The organism is Deinococcus multiflagellatus (assembly GCF_020166415.1).
GTDB classification, from domain to species: Bacteria; Deinococcota; Deinococci; order Deinococcales; family Deinococcaceae; genus Deinococcus; species Deinococcus multiflagellatus.
The window spans coordinates 81,005-105,560 of record NZ_JAIQXV010000015.1 but is presented as its reverse complement, the minus strand read 5'-3'; the positions used below and the strand labels follow the sequence as shown (position 1 = coordinate 105,560).

Genomic DNA, 24,556 nt, shown 5'->3' with positions numbered 1-24,556 from the left:
CCCACCCTCCACAGGAGACCCCATGACCCAGACCATCAAATTTGGCCGTCAGGCCACCCAACGCCCGCCCTTCGAGATCAATGGCCTCTCGTTTTCCTCGTTGCCCCTCTCGCTGGCAGAAGAACGTGACCTGGCCTCGGCTGGCCAGGACGCCGAGAGCGATGACGCCGTGATGGACGCCCTGCTGGAAAAACTGGCCGACCTGCTAAACACCCGCGCCCAGGGCCAGCCCGTGACCGTGGCGTGGCTGATGGAGCACCTGACCCCAGGTGACCTCGAAGGCATCGTGGCCCATCTGCGCGGCGAAGACACCGAATAACCGCACGAGTAGGCGGCGGGAGGACCCCCCTCCTCCCGCCTTCGCCATTCCTTGAGAAATCCGCCCCGCTGGCGCCCGCTGTCAGAATGCAGCTCATGTGGACGCTGGTGCTCAACTGCGGCTCAAGCAGCGTGAAGTTTGCCCTGCTCAATCTGGACGATGATCGCGTGGGCCTCTCCGGGCTGGCCGAGCGGCTGGGGTCGGCGGGGGCCTCGGCGCGGCTGGACATAGGGGGCGAGCGGCGCACCGTGGACCTGGGGGGCGGCAGCTACGCCGAAGCCTTTGCGGTGCTGGCCGGGGCGCTGGACGACCTGGGCGTGCGGGCGCAGGTGGACGCGGTGGGCCACCGCGTGGTGCACGGCGGCGAGCGCTTTCACGCCCCAGTGCGCCTGACGGACGAGGTGCTGGGCGAGATCCGCGCCTGCGTGCCGCTGGCGCCGCTGCACAACCCCGCCAACATCGCCGGGATCGAGGCGGCGCAGGCGGCCTTTCCCGACGCGGCCCATGTGGCGGTCTTCGACACCGCCTTTCACCAGACCATGCCGGAAGTGGCCTACCGCTACCCGGTGCCCGGCGAGTGGTACCGCCAACACGGGGTGCGCCGCTACGGCTTTCACGGCACCAGCCACGCCTACGTGGCCGCCCGCGGCGCGCAAGCGCTGGGCCGCCCGCTGACCGAACTGAACCTCGTCACCGCCCACCTGGGCAACGGCTGCAGCGTGTGTGCCGTGGCGGGTGGGCGCAGCGTGGACACCAGCATGGGCCTGACGCCTCTGGAAGGGCTGGTCATGGGCACCCGCAGCGGCGACGTGGACCCGGGCCTGCACGACTTCGTGGCGCGGCAGGCGGGCCTGAGCCTCTCGGAAGTCACCTCGGCCCTGAACAAGGAGAGCGGTCTGCTGGGGCTCTCGGGCCTCAGCAACGACATGCGCGAACTGGAAGAGGCCGCCGGGCGGGGGCACGTAGGCGCGCGGCTGGCGCTGGACGTGTTCGTGTACCGGCTGGCCAAGCAGATGGCCGGCATGGCGGTGGCCCTGGGCCGGGTGGACGCCCTGGTGTTCACCGGCGGAATTGGGGAGAACAGCGCGTCTGTCCGTGCAGCGGTGCTGGCGCGCCTGGGGGTGCTGGGCGCGGCGGCGGACGAGGCGGCCAACCGGGCGGCGGTACGGGGGCAACCGGGCCTGATTAGTCCGCCAGGGGCGCTGCCGGCGCTGGTGGTCAACACGGACGAGGAACGCATGATCGCCGAGCAGACCCGCGCCCTGCTGGCCGAGGAGACCGCATGAAAACCCTGTTTGTGGCGCCCACCCGCAACGGTGTGGGCCTGACCAGCACCGCCCTGGGCCTCACCCGCGCGCTGGAACGCCAGGGGCTGAAGGTGGCGTTTCTCAAACCGATTGCCCAGACGCATGAGGCGCGCACCGACGACAGCGTGCACTTTGCCCGCACCCTGGCGCACCTGAATACCCCCGAACCCATTGCCCTGGCCCTGGCCGAAGAACAGCTGAGCCACGGCGCGGAAGAAGACCTGATGGAAAGCGTGGTGGCCCTGGCCCGCGAGGCCACGGCAGGCGGCGCCGACGTGCTGGTGGCCGAGGGGCTGGCGCTGACCGAGCGCAACACCTACGCCTCGGCGCTGAACGCCAGCCTTGCGCGCAACCTGGAAGCCGACACGGTGCTGGTGTCCAGCCTCGCCGGGGTGGGTGCGGGCGAACTGGCCGACGAACTGGAAATCACCGCGCAGGGCTACCGCCGCAGCGACGGCAGCGGCCTGAGCGGCTACGTGCTGAACTTTGCGCCGCCCGCGCTGGACTACGGCACCCTGATGGCCGAATTGCGCTCCCGCAGCCGCGTGCTGGCCAGCGGGGAACTGCCGCTGCTGGGCGTGGTGTCCAGTTCGGCCGACCTCACGGCCCCGCGCACCCTGGATGTGGCCCGGCACCTGCAGGCCGAGGTGGTCAACGAAGGCGAGGCCACCCTGCGCCGCGTGACCAGCACCGTGGTCACGGCGCGCACGGTGCCCAAGATGGCGCACCTGTTCGTGCCCGGCGCGCTGGTGGTCACGCCCGGGGACCGCGAGGACGTGATCATGGCCGCCGCCCTGTCGCACCTCAGCGGGGTGCCGCTGGCGGGGCTGATGTTCACCTCGGGCAGCGCCCCCGAGGCGTCCATTGACCGGCTGTGCCGCGCGGCGCTGGGCAGCACCCTGCCGGTGCTGCGGGTGGAGACGAACTCGTTTCAGACCGCTTCTCGCCTCTCGCGGCTGGACGCCCGGGTGCCGCACGACGACCTGAGCCGCATGGAACGCATTCTGGACTTCATGGCCGACCGCCTGGACACCGTGCCGCTGGGCACCCGCCTGCGCGCACCCATCAGCAGCGGCGAGCGGCGCCTGCCGCCGAGCGCCTTTCGCTACGAGCTGATTCAGAAGGCGCGCGCCGCCGGCAAACGCATCGTGCTGCCCGAGGGCGACGAGCCGCGCACGGTCAAGGCCGCCATTCGCTGCACCGAAAAGGGCATTGCCCGCTGTGTGCTGCTGGCCAAGCCAGACCGGGTGCGGCAGGTGGCCGAGGGCCAGGGCCTTGTGCTGCCCGAGGGCCTGGAGATTCTGGACCCGGACACCGTGCGCCACGAGTACGTGGCCCCGATGGTGGAGTTGCGCAAAAGCAAGGGCCTGACCGCCCCGCAGGCCGAGGCACAGCTGGAAGACACTGTGGTGCTGGGCACCATGATGCTGGCGCTGGGCGAGGTGGACGGGCTGGTGTCCGGCGCCATTCACACGACCGCCAACACCGTGCGCCCGGCGCTGCAGCTGATCAAGACCGCGCCGGGGGCCGGGCTGGTGAGTTCAGTATTTTTCATGCTGATGCCCGAACAGGTGCTGGTGTACGGCGACGCCGCCATCAACCCCAACCCGGGCGCCGAGGAACTGGCCGATATCGCCATTCAGAGCGCCGACAGTGCCCGTGCCTTCGGGATTACGCCCCGAGTGGCGATGCTGTCGTATTCCACCGGGGAATCGGGCAGTGGCGAGGACGTGGAGAAGGTCAAGGCCGCCACCGCACTGGTACGCGAGCGCCGCCCCGACATCGTGGTGGACGGCCCCATGCAGTACGACGCCGCCAGCGTGCTGTCGGTGGGCCAGCAGAAGGCGCCGGGCAGCCCGGTGGCCGGGCGCGCCACCGTCTTTATCTTCCCGGACCTGAACACCGGTAACACCACCTACAAGGCCGTGCAGCGCGCCGCCGGGGTGGTGGCGGTGGGCCCCATGCTGCAGGGGTTGCGCAAGCCGGTCAATGACCTCTCGCGCGGCGCGCTGGTGGACGACATCGTGTACACCATCGCCCTGACGGCCATTCAGGCGACGCAGGTGGCGGGGCAGGGATAGAATGAAGCTGTTCGGTAGCTCAGGGGAAGAGCACTCGCTTTGCAAGCGAGGGGTCAGCGGTTCGAGTCCGCTCTGAACGCCGGGGGCCGCCCACCTTGCCAAGGTGACGCGGCCCCCACCTTTTGGGCAAACGAGAGGCGCAGGCGACCCGGGCCCGCTACACTGCAGAGGTCCGGTAGCTCAGGGGAAGAGCATCCGACTGCAGATCGGGTGGCCGGCGGTTCGAGTCCGTCCCGGACAGCGGAGGTGGCCCGTTTTCATAAAGCGGTGTCCACCTCCACCTCTCTTTGACCTATGGACCCCGATCTGACCCCCCTTGACTGGCAAACGGCGCAGCGCGTGTTGAAAGCGGTGTTGCGCGACCCGGCCCTGGCCGATGATCAGCCTGCCTTCCGCACGCTGGTGGCCGGCGTGAATCGCCTGGGGCGCAAGCACGCCCGGCAGGCAGAGGAGACCGCCCAGCGCCTGCCGCCAAAACCGGATGCTGGGCGGCGCTGCTACATGTGCCGGCACCCCTTCGGGCTGGCCGACGCAGGCAATCCGGCCCTGTGCGCTCCGTGCGGTCAGCTGAACCGCCGCAAGCGCCATGCGCGCGCCGACCTGAGTGGCCGCGTGGCCCTGCTGACCGGCGGCCGGGTGAACATTGGGCACGCGGTGGCCCTGCGGCTGCTGCGCAGTGGGGCCCAGGTCATCGTGACCACCCGCTTTCCACAGGACGCGGCGCGGCGGTTTGCCCAGGAGCCGGACGCTGCCGAGTGGCAGGGCCGGCTGACCCTGTACGGCCTGGACCTGCGAGATCTGCGCGCGGTGCAGGCGTTCATAGAGGAACTGGGCCGCACCCAACCCCACCTGGACCTGCTGATCAACAACGCCGCGCAGACCATTGCGCGGCCACCCGGCTTCTACGGCGCGCTGCTGCAGGGGGAGCGGCAGGCCCTGCCCGGCCCCCAGCTGGCCCTGAAGATCGCGTGGCCTGCGCCCAGCCTGCCGGACAGCTCTGGCGCCCCTTCACTGTTCGCCCTGCCCGAGCCCCTGGACCGCCACGGTCACGCCCTGGACCTGCGCCCCCACAACAGCTGGACGGCCCGGCTGGACGAGGTCGAGGCCCGCGAACTGCTGGAGGTGCAGCTGGTGAACACCACCGCGCCCTACCTGCTGTGCAGCGGCCTGCTGCCCCTGCTGCGGCGCTCGCCGTTCGAGCGGCGCTTTGTTGTGAACGTGAGCGCGGTGGAGGGCCAGTTTTCACGGGCCGACAAGAGTGACCGTCACCCCCACACCAACATGGCCAAGGCGGCGCTGAACATGCTGACCCGCACCAGCGGCCCACGGCTGGCGCGCGAGGGAATTTACATGACCAGCGTGGACCCCGGCTGGGTGTCGCACCAGGAGCCGCAGCCCCAGCAGGCGCGCATGGCGGCCCAGGGCTTCCGGCTCCCCCTGGACCTGGACGACGCGGCGGCCCGGCTGTGCGATCCCATGTTCAGCGGTCTGAATGAGCCTGGGCGGCCCCTGGCCGGCGTGTTCCTGAAAGACTACCGGGTGCAGCCCTGGTGACCGTCCCCCGCCACCAGCGGGCCACCCTCAGCGTGACCGAAACCCCAGATGGTGCGGGCTACGTGCTGGACGGCGTGCCCTACGGCCTGCCTGCGCCCCTGCCGCTTGGCGCCGCCGAACTGGCGGCCCGGCACGCGGCGGCGCTGGACTTCCGGGCGCTGGTGCCAGGAGCAAGGGAAGAGGACCGCGCCCGGCAGGCCGCCGCACTGGCCGGGGCCCTGGCGCGGCTGGCGGCTGGGCAGCCCCTGGACACGGCCGCGCGGGCGGCGCTGCAGGCCGATCACCCCCACGCCACTGGCCCCGTGTTGATCCGCACCGATGGCAGCGCCGATAAGCAGAGCGGCTCGCTGAGCCTGGGCTATCTGCTGGGGGACCGCCCCTACGGGGCCGTGCTGCGCGGGGCCCTGGGCCACGAAGGGCTGGCCGAGCGCGAAGCCATCCGCGTGGCCCTGACCCACGCCCGCGCGCTGGGCCACACGGCCTTTCAGGTGCAGAGCGACCACAAGTTCCATGTGCGCCGCTACGACGAGGCCCTGATTCACCGGGGACGGCGCAAATCGCCGTCGCTGGAGCGGCTCGACGCCCTGGTGGACGAACTGGGCCCAGCGGTGACCTTCACCTACACCCCCACCCTGGACACCGACGCCCCACACCGGCTGGCCCTGCACGCCCGCGCCTTGGAGCGGCTCTCGCGCGGGCTGGCGCTCTCGCGGGCGCAGGCCGTGGCGCTGCGCCGGGTGCATTACGCGCTGAAGGCTGGAGGAAAGGGGCTGTACTGACAGGGGAATCCAGGCCGCCCTGGGGCTCCTCTTCAGCGGCGTGAGCGGCAATAAGAGGCCCTCTCTGGCCCACAGGTGGATTTGAGCGGCAGGTTACACGCACTGCGGTTCATCTCAGGCACGTCCAGAGGAGAACTGGATATTCCCCATCTTTGGCGCTCTTCCAACTCCACTCCCGGACAGCCGTCGTTTTGCCTTCTTGCTGCGCCGCTCTGCAATTTCTTCCAGGAGGGAACAAGCCGTCACGCCTTGCGGCATGTATCGGAAGGCCTCTCAGTCCTCAGCCACCGCCACCACCACCTTGCCGCGTACCTCGTCGCCCTCGGCGTAGCGGTGGGCTGCGGCAATGTCCTGCAGTGGGAACACCCGGTCCACTGGCACAGGCAATTCGCCGCTGTCAATCAGGCGGGCCAGAAACGCGAGGTCCAGGCCGCGTTCGGCGGTGTGGATGGTCGCCAGGCGGGGGTGGGGGCCGCGCCGGGGCAGCATGGCGGCTGCGTCGCCCAGGCGGGTGGGCAGCGGGCGGGTGCTGACCAGAACGCCGCGCGGGCCCAGCGCCGGGCGCACCGCCGCAAAGCTCAGGGCCGGCGGCGTGTCCAGCACCACGTCCCAGGGGCCAGCCTGGGTCCAGTCCAGGTCAGCCGGTGCCAGCACCTCGTCGGCACCCAGGGCCTGCACGAAGGCGTGCTTTTCGGAGCGGGCCACGCCAGTCACATGGGCGCCCAGCACGCGGGCCAGCCCCACGGCGAAGGAACCAATGCCGCCCGCCGCGCCGTACACCAGCACCCGGGGCTGAGGACCTGTGCTGTGGGGCTGCAAGCCGCCCTGGGCACGCAGCGCCTGCAGGGCCGTCAGACCGGCCAGGGGGACGGCCGCCGCCTGCACCGCCGACACCGTGGCAGGCGCCCGCGCGGCCCGGCCCTGGCGCACGGTGACATACTCGGCGCTGCCGCCAGCGCGCAGGCCCAGCAGGGCGTACACCCACTCGCCGGGCCGGAAGGCCGTCACACGCGGGCCGCAGGCCACCACCTCGCCGCACACGTCAAAGCCCACAGTCAGGGGCAGTTGCCGCGCGGCCAGTGGACCCAGGCCGCCTGAGCGCAGTGCCAGATCAGTGGCGTTGATGCTGCTGGCCGCCACACGCACCAGCAGTTCGTCGCCCTGGGGGGCGGGCCAGGCCACCTCCTCCACGCGCAGCACCTCGGGGCCCCCGAAGTGGTGCACCCGGGCGGCCCTCACCGGCCCCCCGGGCCCAGGCGCGCCGGGCTACGCACTGACGGCCGGCGCCTGCCGCGAGAAGGTGCCCTGCTCGGCGGCGTCCAGCATGAAGGCGGCCACACTGGCGCGCGGCACACGCGGGCCCGTGCGCCCCACCGGCCCGGAGCGCACGGGCCCGGCTGGCCCATCGGTGAGCATCGGCGCACGCACCACGGTCCAGTCCAGGTCCGAGGTGCTCAGCAGGCGCACATGTTCAGTCGCGTCGCGCAGCACATCGCCCTGCAGCACCTTCAGCAGCGTGCGGAAGAGGTGGTCCACCGGGCCCGGCACGTCCCCAGCGAAGGGCACGCCGGCCCCGGTCAGGCTGACCACCCGGCGCACCCCCGCTTCGGGCATGCGGCGCACCAGCATCTGGGCGGCCTGGGTCATCACGCCGCCCGCATCACCCTTGACCGGGCCCAGCGCGCTGAGCACCGCGTCGGCCCCGCGCAGCACGGCCTGAAGGGCGGCCTCGTCCTGCAGGTGACCCGCCACCACTGTCAGCCCCGGGCGGGAGCCCAATGCTTCGGGGCGGCGGGCCAGCGCCTGCACCTCGTGGCCCCGGGCCAGCGCCCCATCCAGCACCAAACGCCCAGTGCGGCCAGTGGCACCCAGCAGGGCCAGCTTCATCGGCAACCTCGGAGAGGAGAAAGGCTCATGGCCCCACGCTAAAGAACGGCCCCCCAGCAGCGGAAGCAGGGGGAAGGGCGAAAGCCAGTATGGTTTTGGAAACGGTCATGACTTCCCTGAGGGAAGTGGTCTAGGCTGGGCCCATGAAATACGGCCATGCGGTGGTCAGCCGCCCCGAATGCGGCGTGGAACGCACCATGCAGGTGATCGGCGGCAAGTGGACCACCCTGATTCTGCGCGACCTGCTGGGCGGTCGGCGGCGCTTCAGCGACCTGAAACGTACCCTGGGCCGCGTATCGCCCAAAACCCTCACCGAGCGGCTGCGGCAACTCGAAGCCCAGGGCCTCGTGACCCGCACCGTTTACGCCGAGGTGCCGCCCCGGGTGGAATACGCCCTGACCGAGCAGGGCCAGAGCCTGAGCGAGATCATCGCGGCGATGGCCCGCTGGGGCAGCCGCTGGACCCCGCCCGGTGGCCCCGGGGACACAGGCGATCAGCCGGTCAGCGCCGCGCCATGAACCACAGCAGGCCCAGGCCCGCCAGCACTGCGATCAGGTCCGGTGCGTAGGCCGCCACGGCGCCGGGCACCGCGCCGTTCTCGCCCATCACGCGGAACACGCTGTAGGTGGCGTAGTAGGCAAAGGTGAGCAGCAGCGCCCACACCAGCCCCAGGTCGCGCCCGCTGCGGAAGGAATACACCGCCAGCGTCACGGCAAAAAAGGCCAGCGCCAGCGCCGCCAGCGGCCCGGCGAACTTCTGGTGCAGGGCGGTGAAGTCGGCCGGCGCGCTGATGTTCTGCTGGCGGTAGGTCTGCACGCGGGCCCACAGCACCGGCAGGGTGTCGTAGCGCGCCAGTGATCCCTGACCCTGGCCGCCCAGGTCGGTGCCGGTGTCCTGCAGGGGCAATTCGCCGCGCTCGAAACTCAGGATGGTGGAGGGCCGGGGGTCGCCGTTCTGGTAGGTCACGCGCTGGCCCTGGCGCAGTTCCAGCACGTTGGTCCCGGGGCGCAGTCGCCCCGCCTGGGCCGTGATCACTTCACTGGGCAGGGCGCCCTCCACCATCGTCACGATGCGCAGGTCGCGCAGTTCGCCGCCCGGGCGCACCTCGCCCACGCTGATGGCGCGGTTCAGGGTGTCGCGCAGCACCACGTTCTGGCCCAGGCCCAGCACCCGGGGGTTGTCCAGCACGATCTGGCGCTGCACGGCGCGCGCTTCCACCTGGGCGCGCGGCACCAGGCCCTCGCCCAGCGCAAAGGCCAGCAGCGCCACGGCGGCTCCCAGGCCCAGCACCGGGCGGAACAACCGCGACGCCGGAATGCCCGAGGCCACCGCGCTCTTGATCTCGCTGTCGGCCGCCAGCCGCGACAGGCCCAGCAACACGGCGAACATCAGGGCGATGGGCAGGGCGGTGGCGGTGGCCTCGGGGACATTCAGGGCCAGCAGGCGGGCCACCAGCAGCGGGTCGGCGCCCTTGGCCAGCAGTGGGGCAATGACCCCTTCCAGGCCGGCCAGCAGCAGCAGCGTGATCACAGCCGCCACCCCCCCGGCCAGGAACGGAAGAATTTCCGAGAGCACGTACCGTTCAAAGGTCTTCACCGCAGCCTCCAGGCCAGGGCGGCGGCCAGCAGCACAAAGACCAGATTGGGCAGCCACGCCGCCAGGGCGGGCGACAGCGCCCCGGCCCGCGCCAGCCCCGGTACGGTGGTCCACAGCACGTAGAAGCTCACCAGAAACACCAGCACCGCCGCAAAGGCCGCCGCGCGGTTGCGCAGCAGCAGCCCCAGGGCCCCGGCCGCCAGGGCGAACACCACGGCGGTCAATGGGTCGGCCATGCGGCGGACAATCTGAAAGGCCGCCTCGCGCTGATCGGCGGGGAGCACCTGGGGATCGGCGGCGCGCGCGCGCAGTTCGGGGGTGGTGGTCTGCTCGGCCTTGGCGGGTGGGGGGCGCAGGGCGTCGGTCTGGGGCACGGTCAGCGGCTTGCCCAGCGGCTGCGGGTTCTGGCCAGGAACAGCGCGCCAGGGGTTCAGCAGGGTCCAGGTCTGGGCCTTGCTGTCCCAGGTGCCGCTGCTGGCGGTCAGGACCGCGCCCTCCCGCTGCACCATCACGCCCTGCAGCTGCGCGGTGGTGCCGTCGCCCGTGCTGATCACGCTGCCCGCGTAGTACAGGGCGCCGGGCGGGGCATAGGTGTACTTTTTCTGCGTCTGCGGCGGCAGCGGCATGTTGTAGATGTTGAACCAGGTGGCGTCCCAGCGGGCCAGATTGGACGGCACGATGCGGTCGCCGTTCATGTAGGCCAGCGCCGCCACCAGCACGAAGGGCAGCGCCAGCGGCCACACCAGCCGCAGCGGCGCCACCCCCCCGGCGCTGATCGCCTTGAGTTCGCTGTCACGCTGCATCCGCGAAAAGGCCAGCAGAATCGCAAACGGCACTGCCAGCACCAGACTCTTGTTCAGAATCCCCGGGCCGATGCTGAAAAAGGCCAGGGCAGCTTTGTCCAGGGGCGGACGGTACTGGATCAGCTTGGCCACGGTGCCGCTCAGGGCGTCCACCATCTGCAAGGACAGAAAGAGCGCCACGCCCGCCACATACCAGCGGGTGACCTCGGCCAGGACGAGGCGAATCAGGAGGGGCGGCACGTGCCGGATTCTAGCGGGGCTGGATGAGGGAAGGGGCGGCAGGTGGTGGATGGCCGATGGTTTATGGCCGATGGCAAAAGAGAACACCGTGCAGGACCAGGAGGACCAACATGCTGTTTTTCCATCCTTACCGGGGGCTGCAGAGGGTGGAGCGTGACCTGCGTCGCAGACGACATTCCACCCATGCCCCGCTTGACCACTGGCCCGACCACCGGACAAAAGAGAAGGCAGACGGCCGGTGTTCAGCCATCTGCCCTCTGCTTTCCGCCATCGGCCGCCCCTTAGCTCGCCTGGGTCGGAATTGGCGTTTCCCAGCCGGCGCGCTCGCGGCGGGCGACATGCTCGTGAAGCTTCAGGATGGCGTCGTTGCCGTGGGCGCCGCGCTCCTGAATGGCGCGGGTGGTGGCGGTGTCCAGGTAGGCGAGGCGCAGCAGTTCGGTGGCGCTCAGGCCGTCGCGGGTCTGCTTGACCCCGCGCTCGCGGCGGATGGCCGCGCTGTTGGTGCCCAGCACGCTGCGGTTGCTGATGCTGCCCAGCTGCCCGAACACCGGGCCCTCGCCGCCGTGGCGGGCGACCGTGCTCATCAGCTCACGCCGGGCCTGGGTGCTTTCCAGGCGGGCGGCCAGCCAGCGCCGGGCTTCGGGGTCGGGGTTGCGCTCGGCAATCTGGGCCGACAGGCGCACGTCGCCCTGCAGCGCGCGGGTCAGCAGGTCCTGGGCCCGCTTGCGCCAGCGCCGGGCCTGCGGGGTGTCCAGCGTAAAGGCCAGCCGGGTGAAGTCGGGAATAGACAGGGCCAGTTCGGGGCCAGCGCCGTAGTCGCGGGTGTCGGTCTCTACCTTCAGGGTATCCAGGGTGGCCTGGAAGCGGTCATCGGTCAGGCCCAGGTGCTTCAGGGCCGTGGGGGCGTGCAGCAGTCCGTCCGCGCTGATGGGCAGCCGGACGGTGCCAAAGTCAAGGGTCAGCGGAGCGTTCTTCATACTCAGGAGTTTAGCACATTTTCTGCCAAAAACATAATGACTCAGGGTATTTTTTGGGTGAAGCCCAAGGAGAAAACACCGACTGACACGCAAATCTTTTGCGGATATTTTTACGGCCGGTTTGGCTGGACAGCACTCTAAAATGCCCGCGTTTTTTGTCCCCAACAGATCCGGATTCTGTTTTCAAAAGGCGCGCTGCCGTTGCGGACCAGGAGCGCGGCCAGCCCAGACACGCTCATCCGGACTCCCGATCATCCGTTCCAGCCCCTCTGCTCCGCTTCGGTGCGGTCACGCCTCTGGGTCACCGCTTTTTCTGCTCTGCTGCGCCGCTCTGCGCGTCCCTTCAGTCAAGTTCAGCAGTTGGAATGCTGATCAGACCGGCACGGAGAGCACAGGCCCTTCTCTGTGCGACCTGCATCACGCCCCAGGTTTGCAGCGCCATCTCCGGGCCGGCGGCGCGGTCCATGCCGCCGGGCCAGCCTTTTTCAAGGATGGTTTTCGCAAGAAGGCGGCGGTCAAAAGGAAACAAAAAAAACCGCCACTTGGGCGGTGATGTCAAAAACTATAGCGTGGTATGCAGGCCCGGTCAAGCCTATGCGGACGGTGCCACCCGGGCCAGCGCCCGCTGAAACACGTTGAGGGGCCCGGCGCTGTACAGCACCAGCCGCACCTGAAGATCGGGGTGGTCCCACAGGAACGTGGTGATGGCCCGCAGGCTCACCTCGGCGGCCTGATCCAGCGGGTAACCGTAGACCCCGGTGCTGATGGCCGGAAAAGCCACGCTGGCGCAGCCGTGCTGCACGGCCAGTTCCAGGCTGTGGCGGTAGGCGCTGGCGAGCAGATCGGCCTCGCCCGCATGGCCACCGCGCCAGATGGGGCCCACGGCATGAATCACATGCCGCACCCCCTGGTGGGCCAGCCCGAAAGCAGGCGTGATGACGGCTGTGCCGGTGGGCGTGCCCCCGATCTGCCGGATGGCGCGCAGCAGTTCGGGGCCAGCGGCGCGGTGAATGACGCCGTCAACCCCGCCGCCGCCCATCAGTTCCTTGTTCGCGGCGGTTACCACGGCGCAGGTGGTCTGCGCGGCAATATCGCCCTGGATCAGTTCAAGTGGCATAGGGTTCTCCCAGGTCTGGTCGTGCAGAGAAAGGTGGGGCAGCGGGAGCGGCGAACGCTCAGTGGGTGGCCACCTCGTTCAGCTGGGCGTCGGTGAGGGTGTAGCTGCGCAGGGTGTCGGCGCGCACGCGGGCCTCGCGGTCCTCCTCGGTCCATTCGGTTTCGGGACGCTGCCGGGCACGCTCGGCGCGCTGAATGGCGTGCAGGTCATCCACGGCGCGGTCCAGGTCGTCGTTGACCACCACATAGCGGAATTCGTGGGCTTCGCGGATTTCCTCGCGGGCGCGGGCCAGCCGCTTTTCAATGCGCTCGGGGGTCTCGGTGGCGCGGCCTTCCAGGCGGCGGCGCAGTTCCGAGAGGCTGGGCGGCATGATGAAAATCAAGATGGCCTCGTCGCCCATGCGCGCCTTGACCTGCATGGCCCCTTCGACCTCAATTTCCAGAATCACGTCCTGCCCACGCGAGAGCGCCGCCTCAATGGGCTCAATGGGCGTGCCGTAGCGGTTGCCCACAAAGGCGGCGTGTTCGAGAAACCCGCCCTGCTGCGCTTTCGTCTCGAAGTCGTCAGCAGACACAAAGATGTAATGCACGCCGTGTTCCTCGCCGGGGCGGGCCTCGCGGGTGGTCCAGGAGGTGCTGTAAAATACCTCCTGGCCGGCCAGCCAGCGCTCGCGCAGGGTGCCCTTGCCCACGCCGGACGCGCCCGTCATCACGAGCAGCAGCCCCCGGCGCGGCGGAGTGCGGAGGGGCATATCGGAAAAAGGGCCAGCCGTCATCCCGCCACCATAGCGAATGCCGGCGGCCCAGGAGAACAGGCCAGAAAATAGGCGAGAAAACAGGCGGCCTCCGCAAGGGAAGGCCGCCGCACAACAGGGAGGGGGCTTTGGGGAGCGCTGGCTGGTTCATGAAGCCCTTGGCATTCCCCCACGCCCAAGGCCCACCACACGCCTGCCCATCTTGTTTGAATGAAATCGCCCTGATTCACGATTTCAAGCGAAGTGATCTGCCTGCTCTTACTTCTTCTTGCCTTTGCTGGTGCTGGCCTTGGAACGGCTCTTGCCCAGGGCCTGCCCTTTTTCATAGCTGGCCTGCATCTTGCGCCGGGTTTCTTCGGCCATCGTTTTGAAATCCACCAGGCCCGCTTCAATGGCTTCCACGCTGGGCTTTACGTTGCCGCCGCGGCGGGCCGAAGCCAGCGCGCGGTTGGTTTCGTCAAACCACTCGTCGAAGGCTTTGGTCTGTTCAAACAGCATCTCGCGCGTGTCGCGCTCGTAGGTGCCCTCACTGCCGCGCCGGCTGAACTGCTTGGGCATGGTGAAGCGCTCAGGCATGTACGCCGCATCGAATTTACCCTGACGCACCGCTTCACGAAACAATTTGATAAACGTATCGCTGCGCTGGGGGTTGCTGAGTTCCTGCACCTGTTCACTGAGTTTTTTGTAAGCCATCTTGGACGCCTCCTTTTCAGGAGTATGCCGGCCCGCCCTCTTTCTTGTAAAGGCAGGGCTTTTCTATATGGTTTGAGACGCCGAAAAATAGTAGGCCAGGAAGCAGTGGGGAACACGATGAACAGCTTGTTTCTGAGCACTGCGATGACCACGCGCTGCACCCTTGATCAGGCTGTTGTCAGTCGTCACTCGTCATGGCTTTTCGTTTCTCGTTTTGAGTTCAGAAGAGGGGAATGACGCTCGCAGTGGGTCTGGGCGCCGCCCGCTTATTCAGCCAGCCTCTGGGCAAAGACCAGCGCGCGTGAGCGCATCTTCGACACACTTTCGCCAACATTCATCAAGGTCCTCTTCTTGCTGACATGGCACCTCCAGAACTTGAACACCTGAGCCGAGACCGACATCCACAAAACATAAAAAAGAGCGGCGCCACGTGGGCGCCGCTGCGGCCAAATACAGGCTTTACAGGCCGCCTTTCAAGGTCGTGGCCACCTTGAAACGCACCTTCTTCCCGGCCGGAATGGTGATGCGCTCGGAGGTGCCGGGGCGCACGCCGCTGCGCTCGGCGGTCTGGGCCACACTCAGGGTGCCCAGGCCGGGCAGGCCCACGCTCTGGCCCGAACGCAGCGCCGAGACCACGCAGTCAAGCATCGTCGCCACCGCGTCGCCCGCCTGCTTCTTGTTCAGCGAGGTGCGCTCGGCCACCATGTCAATAATCTGGGTTTTGGCGATCTTGCCGCCGTCCCCGCCGCGCGAGGCGTTCTCGCCCCGTGACGAGCCGGCGCTCCCCCGGCGGTCGGCGCTGCCGCTCCGGGCGGCACTGCGGGCGGGCTGCTTCGCGGCGGACTTGGTGCTCTTGGTCATGGGAAGAACCTCCGAGAACTGAAGTCGAGCTGGATTGTCGGCTCAGGCGCACAGTAACACACCCGCACGGCGCGTCAAGCCGCCCTGGACGGGGTCTTTAGGGGGGATGAAGGGGGGATTGGTCCACCAGCTGGCCACCGGGTCAGCCACGGGGCCGCCGACCTGGCCGCGGCTCAGGGCGCGCGGCCCTGCCCCTGGGGCGCCCCCAGGCGCAGCACCCGGGTGTGGCCGCTCAGGGCGTCATAGGTCCACAGGCGCCCGCGCAGGGGCTCGCCCACCCCGCCCAGCACCTTCAGGGCCTCGGTCGCCATCAGGGCGCCCACCACGCCGGGGACCGGGCCCAGCACCCCCGCCTCATCGCAGGAGGCCGCGCCCCCGGGTTCGGGGAACACGTCGCGCAGGCCCAGGGCCGGGCCAAACACGCTGACCATGCCGCTGGTGCCGCTGGCGGCGCCCCACACCCATTCGCGCCCCAGGGCCGTGCAGGCATCGGCCAGGCGGTAGCGGGTCTCGAAGTTGTCGGTGGCGTCAATGAGCAGCGTGGCGCCCGCCAGCAGCTCTGGCAGGTTCTGGTCATCCACAGGCGGCGCCGCGCGCACCCGCACATGGGGATTAAGCTGCTGGGCGCGGGCAGCAGCGCGCTCGGCCTTGGGGTGGCCCACATCCGGGGTGGTGTACAGACTCTGGCGGTGCAGGTTGCTGAGGTCCACGGTGTCGCCCTCGGCAATCACCAGTTCGCCCACCCCGGCGCCGGCCAGCGCCGCAATGACCGGGCTGCCCAGGCCACCGGCCCCCACCACGACCACCCGCGCGGCCCCCACGCGGGCCTGCGCCCCCGCCTCCTGCCATTCCGGCACCAGCAGCGCGCGGCTGTAGCGGCGCAGTTCGGCGCGGCTGAGGGATGGGGCAGAGGTCACGCCCCGAGTGTAGAGAGTGACACGGCCACCTGGCAAAAAGCAGGTAGCGGCCACTGTATGGGCACCCGCAACCGCGACTGAGAAGACTAACGAGGCGGGGCCCAGGGCGCGCGAAAAGCTTCCGCCTTTGCAGACATCTCATACAGGCTGTCGTCTGTCGGCGTGGCGGGCAGCATTAGGTTGGGCTTGTCTGGCGCGCCGCCTTTCGGCCTTCAGCCGCGTCACCCGGCGTGCGCTCCAGACCCAGGCGGAGCACATCGGCAGCGCGGCGCAGGTCGCACTCCACCTCGGCCCGGACCTGCGCGCCGTCGTCCAGATACAGGTGACGGCGCAGGCTGTGAAAATAGACAGTCCACAGGCCACTGAGGGCCGCCGCCGTGATCAGAACCTCGGGATCCTCGGGTGCGGCGCCCGTTCGTTCGGCCAGGGCCAGGGCCGCTGCATCGCAGAGCCGATCTAGGGCGCGGCGCTGGTGGGCCATCAGGGACGGCGCTGTACGGATCAGGTCGCTGTACCGCCGCACTTGCGCCAGAGAGGGGGCCCCCGAGGTCCCAGAGGCTGTCAGAAAACTTAGTTCTGTTCCCAGCACTGCCAATGCCGCCGCCACGGGTGTCAGTGCTGGGTCGGTCAGTTTGCGGCGAAGTGCCTGGGCCATGTCATCCCAGCGGTCAGACAGCAGCGATTCCTTAGTGGGGAAATGATTGAAGACGGTCTTTTCCGTGACGCCGCAGGCACGCGCCACATCCGCCACACGCACAGCATCGAAGCCGCGTTCCAGAAACATCTGGGTGGCCACATCGGACAGCTGCTGGCGCAGCTCCTGCTGTCGGCGCTGCCTCAGGGACAGCGGCGCGGCGCCCGGCTCAGCCGCCGTCGGGGCGTCAGGCGAGGTGGGCAGGTTCACCCCCTGAGTCTACCCCTGGGAGCCGCGCGCCCGCAGGGCGAGGAGACCACGACGTGATGACGTGTGTGGGCAGGCACGCGATCTGCGTATCACTGATTACATTGGCTAAATAATTTATAGTTACTATAAAAATTGCAGATGGTTCTTCTCCGTCTTCCTGTCTGCCAAAAGGAGCCTGTTCATGGCTGAGCCTCTCGTTCTGGTGAACCTCTTCACCCTGCCCACTGTGGCAGTCGACGGTTTTGTGGCAGGCTGGCCTGCCAGCACCGCCTTACTTGGGCAGGCGCCCGGGTTTCGCGGCACCCGTCTGCACCGCGCGGTGTCGCCCAGAGCCCTTTATCCGATTGTCAATGTGGCCCACTGGGACAGCGCCGAGCAGTGGGAGGCGGCCTTAAGCGGCTTTCGGCCCACAGCTGAGCGCCAGCGTCAGGCCCAGACTGGCGGCTTCAACGCTGAGCCTGCCCTGTACCGGGTGGGCTCTGGTGTGTCAGAGCCGCACTCTGCTCACAGCGGCTTAGTCGAGCCACTGACCATGATTCATCCACTCACCCTGTCCGCCGGGGAGGCTGACGTGTTTGAGGAGGACTGGGCCGCCCACGTCGCCGCGCACCCCCAACCCCCAGGCTTGCGGAGCGCCTGGCTGCACCGCGCTGTCTCGCCGGGCAATCCCCGCCAAATCGTCATTATTGCGCACTGGGACAGCGCCGAGCAGTGGCAAGCGGGCAGGCCACTGTGGCCCCCAGTGGGCGGCCAGAACCCAACGCAGGCGGCGCCCCAGCCCACGCTGTACCGCGTGGTCGCCGTGACCCCTGATCCTCTGGCTGTACGCCCAGGAGGCCCCCAATGAGCCAGCACGTGATTGTCAAGGACTATCCGTATCCCCGGCCCCTGGTCTGGGCCGCGTTGACCGACCCGCAACTCGTGCCGCTGTGGACCTCGGCCGGCCAGGGCGGCCGACCCGAGGGCTTCGTGCCGAAGGCGGGCACTCGGTTTCGCTTTGTGGGCAAGCCGTTTCCCGGATGGGACGGGATCGTGCTGTGCGAGGTGCTGGACGCCCAGGCTCCTTCCCTACTGCGCTACACCTGGCGCAATAAGGTCGGTGACAGCCCCAGCCTCGTCACCAACCGCCTGGAGGAGGTACCCGGCGGCACTCGCCTGACCTGGTCGCACACCGGTTTTAGAGGCGCCGAAGGCTTCATCATGGCCCGGCTGCTGGGCAGCGTTCGCCGCAAAATGCTGTCCCGGGGGCTGCCAGCTGTCCTGAACGACCTGGACGCCGGTGAGCATCTTCAGCCGGGCGGCGCCCTGCACCCCGGGGCCTAGGGCAGGAGGGCCCAAGAGTGTCTGGGCAAGCCCCAGTCCCTTTGGAACGGCACCGAGTGGTCAGCCTCACGTCTGGCAGGGCCTGTTCGGCTGTGCGAGGCCGCTTTCAACGAAGCAGCTGTGCGTCTCAACAGAGGAAGTGACCAGAGACGATTTTCCACCGTGCCTAGAGTGCGAACGGGGCCCTGGTTCGTCGGGAAAAACGTGTCTCACCTGGAGCCAGCCCCGGAAGCACTTCTCAGGCGGGAGCGGAAGAGCAGCGTACCCTGTCGGCTCTCGCTGCTGCCGCCAAGCACGCCCCGATACAATGCCCTGCGTATGCCCCCGTCCGCCGCGCCTGTCCTTGCCGCTCTCGCCGCGTACCTGCTGGGGTCCCTGGTGGCCGGGGTGCTGTACTCGCGGGCCCAGGGCGCCGACATCCGGGACCGGGACCTGCCCGGCGGCAGCGGCACCTTCCGGCAGTATGGCCGCCGGGCCGCCGTACTGGTGACCGCGCTGGACATCGCCAAGGGTGCTCTGGCCGCCCTGCTGGCGCGGGCGCTGGCCCCAGAATGGGGCTGGCTGGCCATGGGGGCCGTGGTGGCGGGCCACTGCTATCCCCTCTTTTTCGGCTTCCGGGGCGGCGGGGGCATTGCGCCGCTGCTGGGCGCGCTTCTGGTGCTGGCCCCGGTAACCCTGCTGGGCACCCTGGGCACGGCGCTGCTGTTTATCCCCCTGTACCGCGCCACGCTGCAGCGCCGCGTGGGCCTGAACGCGGTGCCGGCCGCCACGGTGGTGGCCCTGCCGGTGGGCCTGCTGCTGGCCACCCGGTACGGCGGCCTGGGCGAACTGCTGGCCGGCGGCGTGGTAATGGCCGTACGCAGCGCGCACCTGCTGGCCCGCCCCGGGCGCCCGGAGGGCGCGTGATACGGATTCCGTTCATTTCCGTAACATCCAGAAAAGAACTGGATGTTTCTCCAATTCCCGGAAATCCGTACCCTTTCCTTCTCCCTCCGGTCGGAAAAATTCCGTCAGGCGTGACAGAATTTTTCGGAAGCCGCATGAGGCGCGCACCCAGCCCTGGGGGGCTAGCGCGCGCAGGCCTGCTGCTGGCCCTGCTGACGGGCACCGCCCAGGCCACGGCCACGCTGAACGGCCGCACGCTAATAGTAGAGCCGGACGGCACCGGCACCCGCTGGCAGCGCACCTTTCCGGCCTCGTGGGGCCCCCTGACCGGGCCGCTGGAACTGGACGGGCGCCTGCTGCTGGGCGCCGGGCCCGCCGTGTACGAACTGGGGGCAGGCGGCGTGGCCGCCGCCCGCGCCGACCTGAGCGGCGTGGTGACCTCGCTGGACGCCTCGGGCGGCGTGGTGCGCGTGAGCACCGAACTGAACGGCCTGACCGAGCGCTTTACCCTGGACCCCGCCAGCGGCCTGACCGTGCAGGAGCGGGTGGTGCCCCCACCCGTGCCGCAGATCACCGGCTGGCTGGCGCGCGCCGCCGACACCACCCCCGCCGCCGAGGTGGCGCGCGCCGCTGCCCTGGACCCGCTGAACCCCTTCCTGGCGGTGCGCGAGGCCAGCGCCCGGCGGGCCGATCCCTACGCCGCCCTGAGCGCCGTGCGCCGCGCCCTGGGGGGCAATCTGCCCTTTCCCGCCTGGGTGGCGCTGGCCGCGCGGCTGGACAGCGCGGGTTTTCCCTCGGCGGCCGACCTGGCCCTGGACCGCGCCCGGCGCGACGCGGCGGCGCGCGGCTTTGACCCGGCGGTGAGCGTCAGCCGGGAGGCGCTGAAGGCCTACGGCGACCCAGCGGGTTACGTGAGCACCCTGCTGGACCAGCGGCGACTGGCCCGCGCCGGGGTGTGGATGGCCTACCTGCGCGAACTGCACCCCCGCTTTGAAGGCGGCGAGGCGCTCTACGCCCGCTACGCCCAGGCCCTGGAGCAGCAGGGCCGCGAGGGCGAGGCGGGCGAGTGGCGGCAGTTCTCGCGCTCGCTGCGCGCCGGCACCCTGTACAACCTGGGCCCCGAGGGCCTGCGCGAGGTGCGTGACGCCGCCCGGCTGGCCATGCTGGGCCTGGGCGCGGCCCTCCTCTCGGGGCTGCTGGCCCTGGCGGTGCGCGCGTGGCGGCCCCAGGCCCAGGACACGCGGGCGCTGGGGGGCCGCTACCGCTCGTGGCTGCGCCATCCGCTGTCGCGCGCGCGTCGGGTGTTCGTGGCCTACGCCACCCCCGGCGAGCGCCTCACGCTGTTTTTGCTGGCGCTGAGCCTGCTGGTGGTCACGGGCGGGCTGCACTGGGCCAATCTGGCGGGCGCGGGGCTGCGCTCGCCCGCGCTGGCCAGCGGCACCTACGGCGGCGGCTGGGGCGGCGCGCAGCTGTCCGCGCTGGCCCTGCGCCCCGGCGCCGACGCCGCGCTGCTCTCGGGCCTGAGCGCGCAGCTTGACGGCGAGGACGCCCAGGCCAGAGAGCGCTACGCCGCTGCCGACACCGACCCCTGCGTGCGCAACAACCTGGGCGTGATTGCCCAGACGCGCGGCGACGAGCCTCAGGCGCGCGAACTCTACCGCGCGGCCCTGTCGGCCCGGCCTGATCTGGAAGCAGCGGCCTTTAACCTGGGCCTGAACCCCGGCACCCCCGAAGCCGCCTTTCAGCGCACCTACCGCCCCGGGGCGCCCCGGCTGTGCTACCCCGACCAGCGCCGCCTGACCCGCGCCGTGACCGGCGACCTGAGCGTGACGCTGCGCGGCGCCCTGCGCGAGCCGCTGTCGGTGCTGGACCCGTCGGGCGGGGGCTCGCCGCGCCTGGGGCTGGCGCTGCTGGGTTCGGGGCTGCTGGCCGCGCTGCTGGCGCTGGCGCTGCTGCTGCCGGCCTCGGCGGTGGCCCTGGCGCAGGCGCGGCCCCTGGCCTACCGCGCGCTGGCGCTGCTGCTGCCGGGCTCGGCCCTGCTGGACAGCCCCTGGGGCAGCATGCTGCTGCTGGCCTGGGGCGCGCTGATTGCGGCGCTGTTTCCGGCCACCGGGCTGGTCACGGTGCCTTTCTTGCCGGTGCTGGGCCAGGAGGGCACGCGCGCGGTCCTGGTGGCGGGGCTGGTGCTGGTGTACGCCCTGAACCTGCTGGCCTTTATTGCCGCCGAACTGCGCCACGCCCGCCGCCTGCGGCGCGAAGCGAGCGGCGCATGAGGCTGGTGGTGGGGGTCTCGGGCGGCAGCGGCATGCCGTATGCCCTCTCGGCACTGCAGGCCCTGCGCGCCCTGAACGTGGAGACGCACCTCGTGGTGAGCAGCGGCGCCAAACGGGTGATGACCGCCGAGGGCGCTGGGCCCCAGCTGCCCGACCTCGTGGCCCAGGCGGCCCAGGTGCACGAGGACCGCGACCTGGCCGCCAGCGTGGCCAGCGGCTCCTTTCGCACCGACGGCATGCTGCTCATTCCCTGCAGCGCGGGCACCCTGGCCAAAGTCGCGCATGGCTTTGCCGACACGCTGCTCACCCGCGCGGCGCACGTCACCCTGAAAGAGCGCCGCCCCCTGGTGCTGGTGGTGCGCGAGGACCCGCTGCCCCGCCCCATGCTGGTGAACCTGCTGGCCGCGCACGACGCGGGCGCCACCGTGATGACCGCCAGCCCCGGCTTCTACCACGCGCCGCAGGATGTGGACGAACTGCTGCATTTCGTGACCGCGCGGGTGCTGGACCAGTTCAGGCTGGACGTGCCCGGCTTTCGCCGCTGGCGCGAGGACGACCCAGGACCGGCCCGGTGAAGGTCGCCGCCCTGATTCCCGCCGCCGGCAGCGGCACCCGGCTGGGCCTGGGCCCCAAGGCCTTCGTGGAGGTGGCCGGGCGCTCGCTGCTGGCCCGCAGCGTGGCCGCGCTGGCGCCCCATGTGAACGAAGTGCTGGTGGCGCTGCCGGAGGACCACGCCCTGCCCCCAGGGGTGCCTGCGCGCGCCATCAGCGGCGGCGCCACCCGGCAGGCCACCGTTCACGCCCTGCTGGGGGCCACCGACGCGGAAGTGGTGCTTATCCACGACGCCGCGCGGCCCTTCGTGCCGGCCGCCGTGATCCACGCACTGCGCGGCGCCGCCGACACCCAGGGCGCCGCCACCGCCGCTCTGCCAGTGGCCGACACGCTGGTGCAGGCCGGAGAGGGGGCCCAGCACTGGGGCCAGCTCGTGCCGCGTGAGGGCCTGTGGGCGGTGCAGACCCCGCAGGCGTTCCGGCGCGAGCTGATCCTGCGCGCCCATGAGGCGGCGCGGCGCAGCGGCGAGAGCGCCACCGACGACGCCGGGCTGGTGGCGCGGCTGGGGCACCCGGTGGCGCTCATTCCCGGCGACGCGCGGCTGTTCAAGGTGACCACCCCCGGCGACCTGCAACTGGCCCTGGCCCTGGCCCCGGTGTGGGATGCTGAGGCCCCATGACGACCGGCCCCTCCGCCACGGCTCCCGTCACGTACTTTGCGCCCGCCAAGGTCAACCTGGGCCTGAGCGTGCGCTCACAGCGCGCCGACGGCTACCACGACCTGCACTCGCTGATGGTGCCGCTGAATGTGGGGGACGACCTGGACATTGCCCCGGCCCCCACCCTGAGCCTGCGCGTGGAGGGCGCCGATCTGCCCACCGACGAGGGCAATCTGGTCTACCGCGCGGCGCGGGCCTACCTGGACGCCGCCGGGGTGAGCGGGGGCGCGGCCATCACGCTGCACAAGCGCCTGCCGCTGGCTTCCGGGCTGGGGGGCGGCAGCAGCGACGCCGCCACCACCCTGATGGCCCTGGCGCGGCTGTATCCGTCCGGGGTGGCCCTGGCCCCGCTGGCCCGGCGCCTGGGGGCCGACGTGCCCTTTTTTCTGCTGGGCCACGCCGCCACCGCCGCCGGCACCGGCGAGATCCTCTCCCCCACCCCGGTGCCGCGCACGGCGCTGGTGCTGGTGAACCCCGGCGTGCCCGTGAGTGCGGGCGACGCCTACAGGTGGCTGGACGCCGAGGAAGCCTTTACCACCGCCCTGGATATTGAAGCGATTGTGGCCGCCCTGTCCAACGGCCGCCCGGTGCCCTACCTGAACGCCCTGCAGGGCCCGGTGGCCGCCCGCCACGCGCCCATCCGCGAGGTGCTGGGGGTGCTGGAGCGCGCCGGCCTGCACTCGCCCCTGATGAGCGGTTCAGGTAGCACCTGCTTTGCCCTGGCCCGCGACGACGCCCACGCCCACGACGCCGCCCACGCCCTGGCCCGCGCCCACCCCCACTGGTGGGTGACGGCCGCCTGCACCCTGTAAACCCCTGAGGGAAACTGGCTCATGGCTCATGGCTCATGGCGCCTTCCCGCTGCCCAAAGGCCACGTACAGCAGCGCCCCGCCAAAGGCCAGCGTGCCCAGGCCAAACACCCCGGCCACGCCCCACACCTGCCACGCCGCGCCGCCCAGCATGGGGCCAGCGGCGGCGCCCAGGGCCTCGGCGGTCATGACCGCGCCCCAGGCAGCGGCGCGCTGCCCCTGCGGGAGGGTGCGAGCCACCAGGCCATTCCAGCCAGTGAGAAAAGCGCCGAACCCCACGCCTGCCAGGGCCGCCAGCCCCCATAGGAACTGGGCGCCTGTCAGCGCGGCCAGCGCAAAGCCAGCGGCCAGCAGTGCCAGCCCCGGCAGCAGCGCCCGGCGCGGGTGGTCGCGGTCGGCCACGCGGCCCAGCAGGGCGGCGCTGGCGCCGATGAGGGCCCCGGTGAGGGCGCCGGGCAGCAGCAGGTCATCCAGGCCCAGCCCCAGCGCGGCCAGCATGGGATACAGGGTGGTCACCAGCAGGCCCGGCGCCAGCGTCTGCACAAAGGCGGTGGGCAGCAGCGCCGCCACTGGGCGCCACTCGCGCCAGGGCACCGGCACCGGGCGCAGCGGCACGGCCGCCCGCCACAGGCTCAGGGCCAGGGCGGCGGCGGCGCCCTGCAGCAGCAGCAACGCGCTCCACACCGCCTGCGGCCAGTGCTGCATGAGGGGCCCGGCCACCAGCGCGCCCGTCAGCACGGCGGGCACGGCGGTCAGGTTGGTCACGGTCAGGGCGCGGGCGGTGCGCGCCGGGTGGGCCAGCGCCTGCGAGGCGCTCATGACGGCCGGCCACAGCGCCGCCGTGCCCAGCCCCCAGAGCGCACACACCAGCACCGCGCCCAGCGCCTCCAGGCCCTGGCGCGCCAGCAGCAGCGTCAGGGCCCCCAGCAGCGCGCCCGCCAGCAGGCTGGGGCCCAGGCCCACGCGCGCCACCAGCGCCCCGGCTGGCCCGCGCCCCAGGGCGTCGGCCAGGTAGTGGGCGCCGGCCATCAGGCCAATCACGGCGGCCCCCAGGCCCAGCCCCGGGCCAGCCAGGGGCAACACCCCCACGAACAGCGCGGCGCGCACCGTCTCGCTCAGGGCCAGCAGCGCCAGCAGCCGCAACATGGTCAGGGGCCGCCGCCAGAGCATCGCGCCGATTGTACCTGTGGGCGCGGTCGGCTGGCG

The 24,556-nt window shown here is 70.5% G+C and carries 26 protein-coding genes and 1 tRNA gene; 14 read left to right on the top strand and 13 right to left on the bottom strand.

Annotated elements, in window-relative coordinates; translation table 11 throughout:
• Window positions 1-22: 22 nt before the first annotated feature.
• From K7W41_RS16425 to K7W41_RS16400, 6 genes are all read left to right on the top strand, one after another.
• On the top strand, window positions 23-319 hold the full coding sequence (locus K7W41_RS16425; protein ID WP_224610715.1) for a hypothetical protein: 297 nt from the start codon (window positions 23-25) through the stop codon (window positions 317-319).
• A gap of 95 nt (window positions 320-414) precedes the next feature.
• Window positions 415-1,605, top strand: coding sequence for an acetate kinase (locus K7W41_RS16420; protein WP_224610713.1), 1,191 nt, complete (start codon window positions 415-417; stop codon window positions 1,603-1,605).
• Complete coding sequence (pta, locus tag K7W41_RS16415; protein ID WP_224610711.1) at window positions 1,602-3,707, top strand: phosphate acetyltransferase; 2,106 nt, start codon at window positions 1,602-1,604, stop codon at window positions 3,705-3,707. Before K7W41_RS16420 ends, pta begins: the two co-directional genes overlap by 4 nt.
• Before the next feature lie 8 nt (window positions 3,708-3,715).
• Window positions 3,716-3,787 (top strand) — tRNA-Ala (locus K7W41_RS16410).
• Between the two features lie 214 nt (window positions 3,788-4,001).
• Complete coding sequence (locus K7W41_RS16405; RefSeq protein ID WP_224610709.1) at window positions 4,002-5,261, top strand: SDR family NAD(P)-dependent oxidoreductase; 1,260 nt, start codon at window positions 4,002-4,004, stop codon at window positions 5,259-5,261.
• A complete protein-coding gene (locus K7W41_RS16400) occupies window positions 5,258-6,040 on the top strand; it encodes a ribonuclease H family protein (protein ID WP_224610707.1) in 783 nt (260 codons plus the stop codon). The genes K7W41_RS16405 and K7W41_RS16400 overlap by 4 nt, the downstream gene beginning before the upstream one ends.
• 273 nt (window positions 6,041-6,313) lie before the next feature.
• Here the strand turns inward: K7W41_RS16400 and K7W41_RS16395 are convergent, their stop codons facing one another.
• Entirely contained in the window at window positions 6,314-7,279 is a 966-nt protein-coding gene (locus K7W41_RS16395) for an NADP-dependent oxidoreductase (protein WP_224610697.1), read from the bottom strand.
• Window positions 7,280-7,306: 27 nt separating this feature from the next.
• Window positions 7,307-7,927, bottom strand: a complete 621-nt coding sequence (locus K7W41_RS16390) for an NAD(P)-dependent oxidoreductase (protein ID WP_224610695.1) — start codon at window positions 7,925-7,927, stop codon at window positions 7,307-7,309.
• Window positions 7,928-8,070: 143 nt separating this feature from the next.
• Between K7W41_RS16390 and K7W41_RS16385 the strand changes: the two genes are divergently transcribed.
• Window positions 8,071-8,445: a winged helix-turn-helix transcriptional regulator gene (locus tag K7W41_RS16385; protein WP_224610693.1), complete on the top strand. Its 375-nt coding sequence runs from the start codon at window positions 8,071-8,073 to the stop codon at window positions 8,443-8,445.
• On the opposite strand, the gene K7W41_RS16380 is transcribed toward K7W41_RS16385, so the two are convergent.
• The 10 genes from K7W41_RS16380 to K7W41_RS16335 all read right to left on the bottom strand — a co-directional run bounded on the left by K7W41_RS16380 (window position 8,429) and on the right by K7W41_RS16335 (window position 16,789).
• Window positions 8,429-9,523, bottom strand: coding sequence for an LptF/LptG family permease (locus K7W41_RS16380; RefSeq protein WP_224610690.1), 1,095 nt, complete (start codon window positions 9,521-9,523; stop codon window positions 8,429-8,431). The two genes, K7W41_RS16385 and K7W41_RS16380, sit on opposite strands and share 17 nt — an antisense overlap.
• Entirely contained in the window at window positions 9,520-10,566 is a 1,047-nt protein-coding gene (locus K7W41_RS16375) for an LptF/LptG family permease (protein ID WP_224610688.1), read from the bottom strand. The genes K7W41_RS16380 and K7W41_RS16375 overlap by 4 nt, the downstream gene beginning before the upstream one ends.
• Window positions 10,567-10,847: 281 nt before the next feature.
• Window positions 10,848-11,543 (bottom strand): DNA damage response protein DdrC, encoded by a 696-nt coding sequence (gene ddrC, locus K7W41_RS16370; protein WP_224610686.1) that lies wholly within the window; start codon window positions 11,541-11,543, stop codon window positions 10,848-10,850.
• A gap of 343 nt (window positions 11,544-11,886) precedes the next feature.
• The gene (locus K7W41_RS16365; RefSeq protein ID WP_224610658.1) at window positions 11,887-12,102 is read right to left on the bottom strand and encodes a hypothetical protein; all 216 of its coding nucleotides are present in this window, start codon (window positions 12,100-12,102) and stop codon (window positions 11,887-11,889) included.
• 33 nt (window positions 12,103-12,135) lie between these two features.
• On the bottom strand, window positions 12,136-12,660 hold the full coding sequence (locus K7W41_RS16360; RefSeq protein WP_224610656.1) for a macro domain-containing protein: 525 nt from the start codon (window positions 12,658-12,660) through the stop codon (window positions 12,136-12,138).
• Between the two features lie 58 nt (window positions 12,661-12,718).
• Window positions 12,719-13,435, bottom strand: a complete 717-nt coding sequence (gene gmk, locus K7W41_RS16355) for a guanylate kinase (protein ID WP_224610654.1) — start codon at window positions 13,433-13,435, stop codon at window positions 12,719-12,721.
• 237 nt (window positions 13,436-13,672) lie between these two features.
• On the bottom strand, window positions 13,673-14,107 hold the full coding sequence (locus K7W41_RS16350) for a hypothetical protein (protein ID WP_224610652.1): 435 nt from the start codon (window positions 14,105-14,107) through the stop codon (window positions 13,673-13,675).
• A 459-nt stretch (window positions 14,108-14,566) separates the two neighbouring features.
• Entirely contained in the window at window positions 14,567-14,968 is a 402-nt protein-coding gene (locus K7W41_RS16345) for an HU family DNA-binding protein (protein ID WP_224610650.1), read from the bottom strand.
• Between the two features lie 173 nt (window positions 14,969-15,141).
• Window positions 15,142-15,885, bottom strand: a complete 744-nt coding sequence (locus tag K7W41_RS16340; RefSeq protein WP_224610648.1) for a HesA/MoeB/ThiF family protein — start codon at window positions 15,883-15,885, stop codon at window positions 15,142-15,144.
• 175 nt (window positions 15,886-16,060) lie between these two features.
• On the bottom strand, window positions 16,061-16,789 hold the full coding sequence (locus tag K7W41_RS16335; protein WP_224610646.1) for a TetR/AcrR family transcriptional regulator: 729 nt from the start codon (window positions 16,787-16,789) through the stop codon (window positions 16,061-16,063).
• A 181-nt stretch (window positions 16,790-16,970) separates the two neighbouring features.
• On the opposite strand from K7W41_RS16335, the gene K7W41_RS16330 reads away from it, so the two are divergent.
• The 7 genes from K7W41_RS16330 to K7W41_RS16300 all read left to right on the top strand — a co-directional run bounded on the left by K7W41_RS16330 (window position 16,971) and on the right by K7W41_RS16300 (window position 23,352).
• Window positions 16,971-17,636: an antibiotic biosynthesis monooxygenase family protein gene (locus tag K7W41_RS16330; protein ID WP_224610644.1), complete on the top strand. Its 666-nt coding sequence runs from the start codon at window positions 16,971-16,973 to the stop codon at window positions 17,634-17,636.
• Entirely contained in the window at window positions 17,633-18,112 is a 480-nt protein-coding gene (locus K7W41_RS16325; protein ID WP_224610642.1) for an SRPBCC family protein, read from the top strand. Before K7W41_RS16330 ends, K7W41_RS16325 begins: the two co-directional genes overlap by 4 nt.
• Before the next feature lie 318 nt (window positions 18,113-18,430).
• Window positions 18,431-19,018: a glycerol-3-phosphate acyltransferase gene (locus tag K7W41_RS16320; RefSeq protein WP_224610640.1), complete on the top strand. Its 588-nt coding sequence runs from the start codon at window positions 18,431-18,433 to the stop codon at window positions 19,016-19,018.
• A gap of 134 nt (window positions 19,019-19,152) precedes the next feature.
• Window positions 19,153-21,270, top strand: coding sequence for a hypothetical protein (locus K7W41_RS16315; RefSeq protein ID WP_224610638.1), 2,118 nt, complete (start codon window positions 19,153-19,155; stop codon window positions 21,268-21,270).
• Entirely contained in the window at window positions 21,267-21,845 is a 579-nt protein-coding gene (locus K7W41_RS16310) for a UbiX family flavin prenyltransferase (RefSeq protein ID WP_224610636.1), read from the top strand. Before K7W41_RS16315 ends, K7W41_RS16310 begins: the two co-directional genes overlap by 4 nt.
• A complete protein-coding gene (gene ispD, locus K7W41_RS16305; protein WP_224610634.1) occupies window positions 21,842-22,501 on the top strand; it encodes a 2-C-methyl-D-erythritol 4-phosphate cytidylyltransferase in 660 nt (219 codons plus the stop codon). Before K7W41_RS16310 ends, ispD begins: the two co-directional genes overlap by 4 nt.
• Window positions 22,498-23,352 carry a 4-(cytidine 5'-diphospho)-2-C-methyl-D-erythritol kinase gene (locus K7W41_RS16300; RefSeq protein WP_224610632.1) on the top strand — a complete coding sequence of 285 codons (855 nt, stop codon included), beginning with the start codon at window positions 22,498-22,500 and terminating at the stop codon, window positions 23,350-23,352. The genes ispD and K7W41_RS16300 overlap by 4 nt, the downstream gene beginning before the upstream one ends.
• 19 nt (window positions 23,353-23,371) lie before the next feature.
• On the opposite strand, the gene K7W41_RS16295 is transcribed toward K7W41_RS16300, so the two are convergent.
• Window positions 23,372-24,520 carry an MFS transporter gene (locus K7W41_RS16295; RefSeq protein WP_224610622.1) on the bottom strand — a complete coding sequence of 383 codons (1,149 nt, stop codon included), beginning with the start codon at window positions 24,518-24,520 and terminating at the stop codon, window positions 23,372-23,374.
• Window positions 24,521-24,556: the final 36 nt, after the last annotated feature.

Coding starts and splice junctions, on each gene's coding strand:
- K7W41_RS16325 (WP_224610642.1), top strand. CDS start 17,633: ATGAGCCAGCACGTGATTGTCAAGGACTATCCGTATCCCCGGCCCCTG.
- K7W41_RS16350 (WP_224610652.1), bottom strand. CDS start 14,107: ATGGCTTACAAAAAACTCAGTGAACAGGTGCAGGAACTCAGCAACCCC.
- K7W41_RS16425 (WP_224610715.1), top strand. CDS start 23: ATGACCCAGACCATCAAATTTGGCCGTCAGGCCACCCAACGCCCGCCC.
- ddrC (WP_224610686.1), bottom strand. CDS start 11,543: ATGAAGAACGCTCCGCTGACCCTTGACTTTGGCACCGTCCGGCTGCCC.
- K7W41_RS16320 (WP_224610640.1), top strand. CDS start 18,431: ATGCCCCCGTCCGCCGCGCCTGTCCTTGCCGCTCTCGCCGCGTACCTG.
- K7W41_RS16345 (WP_224610650.1), bottom strand. CDS start 14,968: ATGACCAAGAGCACCAAGTCCGCCGCGAAGCAGCCCGCCCGCAGTGCC.
- K7W41_RS16405 (WP_224610709.1), top strand. CDS start 4,002: ATGGACCCCGATCTGACCCCCCTTGACTGGCAAACGGCGCAGCGCGTG.
- gmk (WP_224610654.1), bottom strand. CDS start 13,435: ATGACGGCTGGCCCTTTTTCCGATATGCCCCTCCGCACTCCGCCGCGC.
- K7W41_RS16420 (WP_224610713.1), top strand. CDS start 415: ATGTGGACGCTGGTGCTCAACTGCGGCTCAAGCAGCGTGAAGTTTGCC.
- K7W41_RS16360 (WP_224610656.1), bottom strand. CDS start 12,660: ATGCCACTTGAACTGATCCAGGGCGATATTGCCGCGCAGACCACCTGC.
- K7W41_RS16390 (WP_224610695.1), bottom strand. CDS start 7,927: ATGAAGCTGGCCCTGCTGGGTGCCACTGGCCGCACTGGGCGTTTGGTG.
- K7W41_RS16310 (WP_224610636.1), top strand. CDS start 21,267: ATGAGGCTGGTGGTGGGGGTCTCGGGCGGCAGCGGCATGCCGTATGCC.
- K7W41_RS16385 (WP_224610693.1), top strand. CDS start 8,071: ATGAAATACGGCCATGCGGTGGTCAGCCGCCCCGAATGCGGCGTGGAA.
- pta (WP_224610711.1), top strand. CDS start 1,602: ATGAAAACCCTGTTTGTGGCGCCCACCCGCAACGGTGTGGGCCTGACC.
- K7W41_RS16295 (WP_224610622.1), bottom strand. CDS start 24,520: ATGCTCTGGCGGCGGCCCCTGACCATGTTGCGGCTGCTGGCGCTGCTG.
- K7W41_RS16300 (WP_224610632.1), top strand. CDS start 22,498: ATGACGACCGGCCCCTCCGCCACGGCTCCCGTCACGTACTTTGCGCCC.
- K7W41_RS16330 (WP_224610644.1), top strand. CDS start 16,971: ATGGCTGAGCCTCTCGTTCTGGTGAACCTCTTCACCCTGCCCACTGTG.
- K7W41_RS16315 (WP_224610638.1), top strand. CDS start 19,153: ATGAGGCGCGCACCCAGCCCTGGGGGGCTAGCGCGCGCAGGCCTGCTG.